This is a genomic window from Acinetobacter lwoffii, from assembly GCF_024129355.1.
Classification (GTDB): Bacteria; Pseudomonadota; Gammaproteobacteria; order Pseudomonadales; family Moraxellaceae; genus Acinetobacter; species Acinetobacter lwoffii_I.
This window is the reverse complement of record NZ_JAMXXP010000087.1, coordinates 1-757: the sequence shown is the minus strand read 5'-3', so window position 1 is coordinate 757 and position 757 is coordinate 1. Positions and strand designations below refer to the sequence as shown.

2 protein-coding genes are annotated in these 757 nt (G+C 31.3%); one reads left to right on the top strand and one right to left on the bottom strand.

Going from position 1 to position 757, the window contains the following annotated elements:
- A partial coding sequence (locus NI468_RS16065; RefSeq protein ID WP_253102627.1) for a hypothetical protein occupies positions 1-247 on the bottom strand: 247 nt, incomplete at its 3' end.
- A gap of 110 nt (positions 248-357) precedes the next feature.
- Between NI468_RS16065 and NI468_RS16060 the strand changes: the two genes are divergently transcribed.
- Positions 358-757: hypothetical protein (locus NI468_RS16060; protein ID WP_253102625.1), on the top strand; the 400-nt coding region annotated here is incomplete at its 3' end.

Sequence of the window (757 nt, the reverse complement as noted above, 5' to 3'; positions counted from 1 at the left end):
GAGTTAAATTTCCTTGAAAGATTGCTTCTAGTTGAGCTAAATTTGGATCAAACCTTACATCTTTAGCTAAAATAAAAAATTGCTTATAGTCGCTTTTCATAGGTTTGATATTAGTATTTTCAGCGGATACTGATGGATCGATATTGGATTTATTGTTGCTGTTATTGATTTCATTAGTATCGAAAAAACAGCCATTTAGAAAAAACAAACTGAATCCTAAAATATAAAACTGAATTTTCATGCTCATGTTTTCCTCCTACCTATTTTTATAAATTTTTATACAATTCATGACCAAATTATTCTGATATGGTTTGTTTTAATTACCCTAGCATTAAATACTCATACAGGTTTCAATATATGAAAAAATTTGTATTTTTCTTAGTCAGTCCGCTTGTAGCCTGTAGCCCAATTACAGAAAAAATTGATTCAAATGTAAGTATTCCACGCATCAAATACACAGGTGGAGCGGATAATGCAAGTTATGGTGAAGCTAAGCTTATTAGGGAAGGCAAATGTTTATACCTACAACATACTGATGGCTCTAAAGTTCTGCCAATTTTTGCCACAAAAACTGTAAATTGGGATAGTAAAACTCATAGTTTAAAAGTAGATTCAGATACTTATTTTCTGGGTGATAAAGCAGCGTATGGAGGGGGACAATCTTACCCTTTAGAAAAAAACAATTATTCCTGGATAACAGAAGTAGATAATAGCTGTGATATCTCACAAGTTATCGTTATTAATAAACTCATAAGGC